Raw genomic sequence first — 8,785 nt, 5'->3', positions numbered from 1 at the left:
TGTCCGCAGGTGCTGCCGTGGTCGCCTGCGCCGCCGTGAGCCCCTGACCCGGCGTCGCGGCAGCGGCAGCTGTCGCAGCGGCCATGACGAGCGCCACGGCTGCGATAGCGGCGACCGTCAGGCGGCGGCGAGGCTTCCGGGTCACGTGCGTCCCTCCTTGTCGACCGCTGGTGCTCAACCAGTCGGCTTGTCGCTGGCGTAGGGGTCCTCCCCGTCGACGAGCGTCGGTTGGCCTCGAAGCGGTTCAGCGCGTCGATGATCTTGCGGAGTCCTCGTCCCAGCGGTTCATCGCGGACTGGAAGCTCGTCGAGCCTGCGCCCTCCCAATGCGCGATGGCGGCGAGCTTGCCGCGCAACGCGCTCAGCTCGGAGCTCGGCTGGTCGCGGGTGTCGGAGATGATCTTGGCGCCCCGGTCAATTGAAACATCGGCAACTGAGACTTCACCGGCCATGCTTGCCTCCCCTGTTACGTGCCCCCCGGGTCGCGTGACGTGTCTTGTCGCGTGGCATGCACTTGCCTCAGCCCCGTCGGAACGAGCCCGCGAGCAGACTAGCCCATACGGACTAGTCCTCGGCAGATCTTCGACCTGACTCTGCTCGACCCGGTGAGGATGTTGGTGCCCGACGCGGACAGGTCGACGTGCGGCCCGTGGACCGCGTCGTCTGCGACGGAGTCGACGAGGTCGGCCGCCGAGACCGCGACTGCCTCGCGATAGCCGCCGGGACAGCTCACCCCGTCGCTCTTGTCCTCCGCGGTGAGGTCATCAACGTCTCGATGAGCACCCCCACCGACGACGCCCGGCTGCGTGACGCGTGCGGCACGCGACCGCCCGAGGGGCGCTCGTGGTTGCCTCCGCCGGCAACCGGACCCACCTACTGGCGTCGGTGACTGCCTCATCAGCGCCGAGGGCGAGTCGACCAGCTTCGCCACCGCCTACGTCTCGGCGTCGGCGGCCCTGCTGCCCCAACAGGTCCCGCACGCAACCCCTGCCGACTGGAAGCACCGGCTCGAGGTGACCGCCTCCCGCGAACGCCGCGACGGGCGCGACGACCGGGCCGGCTGGGGGCTGGTGCAGCCCTACGAGGCCCTGACCGCCGTGATGGACGACAGCCTGGCCGGACCCGTCGCCCCGGGCAGCACCGCCCACCCCGTGGCCACCCCCCGGGCCAAGCCGCTGGACCTGCGCAAGGTCAGCGACCCGCTCGCCCCGCAACGCACTGCTGCCCTGTGGTGGTGCCTCGGCGGCGTCAGCGCCCTCCTGGCCCTGGTGCTGGGCGGCATGCTCGCCCAGCCGCGGCGTCGTCGACGGCCCGCCGGCCGACGCCGGCCCGGCGCCACCGGCCCGGCGACCTGAGGCGGGCTCACGGCATACCTGCTGGTCCGCGACAAACCGGTTCGTGTCCCGCACAGGGCATCTGGGAGGATTCGACGCATGACCAACCCTGCCCACGCCCCGCGCGCCGTGACCATCCCGGAGAAGCCGTCCATCGACGGCCTCGAGGAGAAGTGGGCGCAGGTATGGAGCGAGCAGGGCACCTACACCTTCGACCGCGGCAGGTCCCGCGAGGAGATCTACTCCATCGACACCCCGCCGCCCACGGCGAGCGGCTCGCTGCACGTCGGCCACGTGTTCTCCTACACCCACACCGACTGCATCGCCCGCTACAAGCGGATGGCCGGCTTCGAGGTGTTCTACCCGATGGGCTGGGACGACAACGGCCTGCCCACCGAGCGCCGGGTGCAGAACTACTACGGCGTGCGCGGTGACGCCTCGCTGCCCTACGAGGAGGGCTTCGTCCCGCCCTTGCAGGGCGCCGAGGGCAAGAGCGTCAAGGCGGCCGACCAGAAGCCGATCAGCCGGCGCAACTTCATCGAGCTGTGCGACGTGCTCACGGTCGAGGACGAGAAGACCTTCGAGCACCTGTGGCGCACGCTGGGCCTGTCCGTCGACTGGGACATCAGCTACCGCACCATCGACGGCCGCTCGCGTGCCGTGGCACAGCAGGCGTTCCTGCGCAACCTCGCCCGCGGGGAGGCCTACCAGGCCGAGGCGCCGGGGCTGTGGGACGTGACGTTTCAGACCGCGGTGGCCCAGGCCGAACTTGAGGCCCGTGACTACCCCGGCCACTTCCACCGGGTGGCGTTCCACCGCCCCGACGGCGAGAAGGTCTACATCGAGACCACCCGCCCCGAGCTCATCCCCGCCGTGGTCGCGCTCATCGCCCACCCCGACGACGAGCGGTATGCCGGGTTGTTCGGCACCACGGTCACCTCACCCCTGTTCGGGGTCGAGGTGCCGGTGCTGGCGCACCCCGCCGCCGAGCCCGACAAGGGCGCCGGCATCGCCATGTGCTGCACCTTCGGTGACCTCACCGACGTCCAGTGGTGGCGCGAGCTGCAGCTGCCGACGCGCTCGGTCATCCAGCGCAATGGGCGGATCCAGCACGAGACCCCGGAGTGGGTGACCTCGGCGCAGGGCAAGAAGCTCTTCGACGACCTCGCCGGCAAGACGACGTTCTCGGCGCGCACGACCATCGTCGACGCGCTGCGCGAGAGCGGCGACCTCGACGGCGAGCCGACCGCCACCCAGCGCAAGGCGAACTTCTTCGAGAAGGGCGACAAGCCGCTGGAGATCGTCACCTCCCGCCAGTGGTACATCCGCAACGGCGGCCGCGACGAGGACCTCCGTGCTGCGCTCCTCGACCGCGGCCGCGAGCTCGAGTTCCACCCGCCGTTCATGCGCACCCGCTACGAGAACTGGGTGGGCGGCCTCAACGGTGACTGGCTGATCAGCCGGCAGCGCTTCTTCGGCGTGGCCATCCCGCTGTGGTACCCGATCGACGCGAACGCTGAGGTCGACTTCGACCACCCGATCACCCCGTCGGAGGACCAGCTCCCGGTCGACCCCTACGCGGACGTGCCGGCGGGCTACGAGGAGTCCCAGCGCGACCAGCCGGGCGGCTTCACCGGCGACCCGGACGTGATGGACACCTGGGCCATCTCCTCGCTGACCCCGCAGATCGCGGCCGGCTGGCGCGGTGACCGCGAGCTGTTCACCAAGATCTTCCCGATGGACCTGCGCCCGCAGGGCCAGGACATCATCCGCACCTGGCTGTTCGCCACGGTGGTGCGCGCCCACCTGGAGCACGACTCGCTGCCGTGGAAGCACGCGGCCATCAGCGGCTGGATCCTGGACCCCGACCGCAAGAAGATGTCCAAGTCCAAGGGCAACGCCGAGACCCCCGAGGGGATCGTCACCCAGCACGGCGCCGACGCGGTGCGCTACTGGGCGGCCTCGGCCCGGCTGGGCACCGACGCGGCCTACGACACCGGCCAGATGAAGGTCGGCCGGCGCCTGGCGATCAAGGTGCTCAACGCCAGCAAGTTCGCCCTGTCCTTCGGCGATGTCGAGGGCGACCTCGCGGCCGCGGTGACCAACCTGCTCGACGCGGCGATGCTCGCCGGTCTGGCCGACGTGGTGGACAAGGCCACCAGCGGCTTCGAGGCCTACGACCACACCCGCGCGCTGGAGGTCACCGAGGCGTTCTTCTGGACGTTCTGCGACGACTACCTCGAGCTGGTCAAGGACCGGGCCTACGGCGCCCGCGGCGAGGAGGCCGCCGCCTCGGCTCGCGCCGCGCTGCGCATCGCGCTCGACGTGCTGCTGCGCCTGCTCGCGCCGTTCCTGCCCTACGCCACCGAGGAGGTCTGGTCGTGGTGGCACGACGGCTCGATCCACCGCACCCCGTGGCCGGAGGCCGATGACGTCAAGACCGCTGCGGCGCAAGCGGATCCGACGGTCCTGGGTGCCGTCGGCGCCGCCCTCGCGGGCGTGCGCAAGGCCAAGTCCGAGGCCAAGGTCGGCATGCGGGCCGAGGTCAGCGCGATGACGCTGGCCGGGCCCGCCGCCGAGCTCGAGCGGGTGCGCGCCGGCCTCGACGACCTGCGCGCCGCCGGTAAGATCACGGCCGAGATCGGCTTCGCCGACGCCGGGGCGCTCGAGGTGCGCGAGGTGACCCTGGTGCCGGTCGTCAAGGACTGACCGACCGCCGCCCTGCCGTCAGGCCCTGACCCGCTCCCGGGTCGGGGCCTGCCGCACGTCTCAGCCGGCCGGCTCCACCAGCAGCCACGGCTCGTCCCAGCCGCCGAGCCCGAGCCGGCCTCCGACGAGCTCGCCCTCGGGCAGCGCGAGCACCGTCCCGGTCGCCGGCTCGTAGACCGTCAGCCGCGCGTCGCCCTCCGGCGGGAGGACCAGCGTGATGTGCCGCGGCAGCCACGCGTTGCCGACGTAGAGCAGCGCCGGCCGTGCCGTGGTCACCCTCGAGCACAGGCGCCGGTATGCCGCGCGGCGGCCACCGCCGCCGGCCCACCTCAGCTGCGACACGGCATACCTGCTGTGCGTGCGCTCCTGGAGCTCGGCCCGCGCGCCCCACGGCGGGGTGCCCAGGCAGGTCGGCCAGGGCAGGTTCAGGGCCCCGCCTGCGGCGACCGGGCTGTTGGTGCGGCCCATCGTGGCGCGTTCCTGCGCGGCGAACCGGGCGAGCGCGGGCGCGTCGAAACCGCCACTCCCGGGTCCGGTGCCACCGGTCAGCACCCACGCGGCGAAGACCGGGTCGGCCAGCATCCGCGCCACGGTGAGGGCGGCGGAGCCGCACGTGACGGGGCTCTGCTGGACGGGGGCCGGGTCGCCACGGTGCAGGGTCCACGCCGTCGTCATGGCCCTCACCCTTGCACCGCTGCCGTGACGTCACACCTCGACGCGTTGCGGAATGACAACGGTGGGGCTCACGGCCGCGATCCCGTTGTAGCGTGCGCCGCATGGACCGCACGCGGGGAGTGGCCATCGGGGGCGCGGCGCTGGGCTTCGCCCTCCTGGCCTGGGTGTCCGCGTCCGGGTCGGTCTCCGCGCTGAGCACCCCGACCGCGGACCTCCCGCGGGGGCAACCGACCCCGCGGCCGACACCGACGGCCAGCCCCACCACCACGGCGACCACCGCTCAGGCAAGGGCGGCGCACGACCTCGGCTCGTTCTGGGAGGGGTTCGCGCTGGTGTTCACCGTGGTGGTCGTCGTCGCGGCCCTGCTCGTCCTCTGGGCCCTGTGGCAGATGTGGCGCGACCGTGACCGGGTGCGCCTCGCCGCCCCCGTGGTGCCCGCCTTCGAGCCGGTCCCCGACGTCCAGGAGGCCCTGACCGCCACCGCCTCGGCGCAGCTCGCCGGCCTGGCGCACGGCTCGCCGCGCAACGCGATCGTCGCCTGCTGGGTCGCCCTGGAGGAGACCGCGAGCGCTGCCGGCCTGCCCCGCTCCCCCGCCGAGACCTCCGCGGAGTTCACGGCGCGGGTGATCGAGGCGCACGCCGTGGACCCGCGGGCGATCGCCACGCTCTCGGCGCTCTTCCGCGAGGCCCGCTTCTCCGCGCACGACCTCGGCGAGGACGCCCGGGCCCGCGCCACCACGGCGCTGACGACCCTGCACGAGGACCTGTCCCGCCGTCGTGACGTGGTCAGCTCCGCCCCCGGGGCTGCGCCATGAACCGGTTGTGGGTCAAGCGGATCGGCGTCACCACGGTGCTCTGGCTGGTGCTGTGCGTCGTCGCCGCCCTCATCGGCTCCCGCCCCCGCCCACTGCTGCTGGGCGCGGGCCTGCTCGCCGTCTCGGCGGTGACCTGGCTGGTGTCCGACCTGGCGTCGCAGGCCGAGATGGTCGGGTGGGACGCGGGCTACCAGCCCTACCACCGGGTCCGCGGCGACGACGTGCGCGTGCGCCGGCTGCTGCACCTGCTGCAGGACACCGGCCACCCCGAGACGTTCACCCGCGACCTGCACCCGCTGCTGGTCGAGCTCGTCGACGACCGGCTCGACACCCGCTACGGCGTCGACCGGCACCAGCACCCGCAGGCCGCCCGCCAGCTGCTGGGTGAGGAGCTGCTGTCCTTCGTCAGCGACCCGCCGCCGGCCCGGGCCAGCGCCGACCCCCGCTACCTGTCCACCATCCTGACCCGAATCGAGTCACTGTGACCACGCCCGACCTGACCACCGTCTCGCGCCTCGCGGCGCAGGTCCTCGACGAGGTCGAGACCGCCGTCGTCGGCAAGCGCGACGCGCTCACCCTCGTCCTCAGCGCCGTCCTGGCCGGGGGCCACGTGCTGCTCGAGGACTACCCGGGCCTGGGCAAGACGCTGGCGGCCCGCTCCTTCGCCCAGACGCTCGGGCTCGACTTCAAGCGGGCGCAGTTCACCCCGGACCTGCTGCCGGCGGACCTGACCGGGTCGTTCGTCTTCGACCAGCGCGCCGGCGACTTCGTCTTCCGCCAGGGCCCGCTGTTCACCGGGCTGCTGCTGGCTGACGAGATCAACCGCACCCCGCCCAAGACCCAGGCCGCGCTGCTGGAGGCGATGCAGGAGCGGCAGGTCACGGTCGAGGGCCAGACCTTCCTGCTGGAGGCCCCCTTCCACGTGCTCGCGACGGCCAACCCCGTGGAGTACGAGGGCACCTACCCGTTGCCGGAGGCCCAGCTCGACCGGTTCCTCATGCGGGTCAGCTTCGGCTACCCCACCGCGGAGGAGGAGGCCCAGGTGCTGCGCCGCCGGGTCAGCCGCCAGCACGAGGAGCAGACCCTGCGCGCGGTGACCGACGCCGTCGGGCTGCGCGGGATGCAGGCCGCGGTCGAGACAGTCACCGTCGACGACACCATCCACGACTACTGCGTCGCGCTCGCCTCCGCCACGCGCACGCACCGGCACGTCCTGGTCGGGTCCTCCCCGCGTGGCGCCCTCGCGTTGATGCTCACCGCCCGCGCGTATGCCGTGGTGCACGGCCGCGACTACGTCACCCCCGAGGACGTCAAGGCCGTCGCCCTCCCGGTGCTCGCGCACCGGGTCACCATCAAGCCGGAGCTGTGGATGAGCAACGCCTCCGGCACCAGCGTCGTCGGCAGCGTGCTGAACACCGTGGCGACACCCGCGGCACGCGAGGCGGAACGGATCCGCTGACCGTGCCCACTCCCCCGCCACCGGTTCCGTGGCGTCCCACCAGCGCTCACTTGCGCGCGTGCGTCGGGGGCGCCGCCCTGGCCCTGACAGCCACCTGGCTGCGCCGGCCCGACCTGCTCGTCCTCGCTGCCCCGCTGCTGGTCGTCGCGCTCTGGTCGGCGGTGTCCCGCCCCGGCACGGCACCGCAGGTCGATGCCCGCGTGGCACCGCGGACGGTGCGCGAGGGCGAGGCCGTGCGCTGGACGGCCTCCGTTGACCCGGTGCCGGGGTTGGAGCAGGCGAGCGCCAAGCTCGCCGCCGGCGACTTCCAACAGGTGGACCCGCCCACCCGGACGGTCACCGTGGCGGCCTCCGGCCCGCAGCCGCCCGAGGCCCTGGCGCTCACCCTGGCCGTGCGGTCGACCCGCTGGGGCCGGCGCACGCTCGGGCCGGCCGTGGTGGTGGCCCACAGCGCCTGGGGTGCGTTCCGCTGGGGTGCGCACGAGGTGGAGCCGGTGGCGCTGAGCACCCTGCCCGTGCCCACGCACTTCGACGCCGCCGCGCCGATGCCGCACCCCAACGGCCTGGTGGGGCTCAACCGCTCGAGCCGTCCCGGCGACGGCAGCGAGTTCGCCAGCATCCGGCCGTTCCAGCTCGGCGACCGGCTGCGCCGCATCCACTGGCCGGTGTCGTTGCGCACCGGCAGCCTGCACGTGACGTCGAGCTGGGCCGACCAGGACAGCCACGTGCTCCTGATCGTGGACGCGCTCAACGACCTGGGCCCCAGCGAGGGACTGGACGGCGCGGCGAGCAGCCTGGACACCACGGTTCGCGCGGCCGGCGCCATGGCCGAGCACTACCTGCACCGCGGCGACCGGGTGAGCCTGCGGGTCCTCGGCTCGACCGGCACGACCCGCGTACCGGTGGCCACGGGCAAGCACCACCTGCGCCGGGTGCTGGACGCGCTGGCCTCGATCGAGGTCGCGTCCAGGCTCGAGGACGACCCCCGCCACGCCCTGACCGGAGTCTCGGCCGGCACCGTGGTGGTGCTGCTCTCGCCCCTGGTGTCACCGGTGGCGCTCAGCCACGCCGTCACCCTGGCCCGTCGCGGCCTGACCGTCATCGTCATCGACGCCCTGCCCGACGGCCTGACCGGGGACGACCCGAAGGAGCCGTTTGCCGGGATCGCCTGGCGGGTGCGGCTGCTGGAGCGTCGCCGCGAGCTCGAGCGCGTGCAGGCCGTGGGGGTGCCGGTGGTCGCCTGGCAGGGTCCGGGCAGTCTCGACCAGGTACTGCGCGACGTCACCCGGCGCGCTGCCGCACCCCGGATGGCGCAGCGGTGAACGTCTCGCTGCCCCCGGCGCTGCGCGCGCTCCTGGCCGACCTCGGCGCCCTCACCCGCCAGCAGGCCCTGCTGCGGCTCGTGGTCGTGCTGGCGCCGGTGCTCTTCCTCGCCGTGGCGCACGCCGCCGGCGCCTCGTGGTCCGGGCCGGTCACGATCTGCGTGGTGGTCCTGGCGCTCGCGTCCGCCGCCGAACCGGACTCGCACCTCGCGCTGGTGGTGCTCGCCGTCCTTGGCTGGTTCTGGGCGGCCCGCGTGAGCGACCCGACGGGCTGGTGGGCGCTGCCCGCCGCGTGGGTGGTGCTGGCCGGCCACGGCGCGGGCGCACTGGCCGCCACCGTGCCGTCCTCCGGCCGGCTCCCGCGGGCGCTCCTGCGTCGCTGGACCCTGCGCCTGGCGACGGTGGGCCTGCTGACCGCCGGCGTGTGGGGCCTGGCCCGGGCCGGGGCCGCGATCCACCCCGAGGGCCGGGT

Annotated in this window: 9 protein-coding genes; 7 read left to right on the top strand and 2 right to left on the bottom strand. The window is 73.5% G+C overall.

What is annotated here, in order from left to right; genetic code table 11:
• Positions 1–244: 244 nt before the first annotated feature.
• Positions 245–451, bottom strand: a complete 207-nt coding sequence (locus tag VF825_RS15105; RefSeq protein ID WP_331114761.1) for a WXG100 family type VII secretion target — start codon at positions 449–451, stop codon at positions 245–247.
• Positions 452–805: 354 nt separating this feature from the next.
• On the opposite strand from VF825_RS15105, the gene VF825_RS15100 reads away from it, so the two are divergent.
• Both VF825_RS15100 and valS read left to right on the top strand, forming a co-directional pair.
• Positions 806–1,354, top strand: a complete 549-nt coding sequence (locus VF825_RS15100; RefSeq protein ID WP_331114759.1) for a S8 family serine peptidase — start codon at positions 806–808, stop codon at positions 1,352–1,354.
• Between the two features lie 78 nt (positions 1,355–1,432).
• Positions 1,433–4,042: a valine--tRNA ligase gene (gene valS, locus VF825_RS15095; protein WP_331114757.1), complete on the top strand. Its 2,610-nt coding sequence runs from the start codon at positions 1,433–1,435 to the stop codon at positions 4,040–4,042.
• Between the two features lie 60 nt (positions 4,043–4,102).
• On the opposite strand, the gene VF825_RS15090 is transcribed toward valS, so the two are convergent.
• A complete protein-coding gene (locus VF825_RS15090; RefSeq protein ID WP_331114755.1) occupies positions 4,103–4,717 on the bottom strand; it encodes a hypothetical protein in 615 nt (204 codons plus the stop codon).
• Positions 4,718–4,818: 101 nt separating this feature from the next.
• Between VF825_RS15090 and VF825_RS15085 the strand changes: the two genes are divergently transcribed.
• The 5 genes from VF825_RS15085 to VF825_RS15065 form a co-directional block, all read left to right on the top strand.
• Complete coding sequence (locus VF825_RS15085) at positions 4,819–5,532, top strand: DUF4129 domain-containing protein (RefSeq protein WP_331114753.1); 714 nt, start codon at positions 4,819–4,821, stop codon at positions 5,530–5,532.
• Positions 5,529–6,017: a hypothetical protein gene (locus VF825_RS15080; protein WP_331114751.1), complete on the top strand. Its 489-nt coding sequence runs from the start codon at positions 5,529–5,531 to the stop codon at positions 6,015–6,017. Before VF825_RS15085 ends, VF825_RS15080 begins: the two co-directional genes overlap by 4 nt.
• Positions 6,014–6,991 carry a MoxR family ATPase gene (locus VF825_RS15075; RefSeq protein ID WP_331114749.1) on the top strand — a complete coding sequence of 326 codons (978 nt, stop codon included), beginning with the start codon at positions 6,014–6,016 and terminating at the stop codon, positions 6,989–6,991. The genes VF825_RS15080 and VF825_RS15075 overlap by 4 nt, the downstream gene beginning before the upstream one ends.
• Before the next feature lie 50 nt (positions 6,992–7,041).
• On the top strand, positions 7,042–8,313 hold the full coding sequence (locus tag VF825_RS15070; protein WP_331114747.1) for a DUF58 domain-containing protein: 1,272 nt from the start codon (positions 7,042–7,044) through the stop codon (positions 8,311–8,313).
• Positions 8,310–8,785: hypothetical protein (locus VF825_RS15065; RefSeq protein ID WP_414695877.1), on the top strand; the 476-nt coding region annotated here is incomplete at its 3' end. The genes VF825_RS15070 and VF825_RS15065, both read left to right, overlap by 4 nt.

Origin of the sequence: Oryzihumus sp., assembly GCF_036391795.1 — a bacterium.
Taxonomy (GTDB): Bacteria; Actinomycetota; Actinomycetes; order Actinomycetales; family Dermatophilaceae; genus Oryzihumus.
Note: the sequence above shows the minus strand (reverse complement) of the source record. Positions and strands in the feature narration are given on the sequence as shown.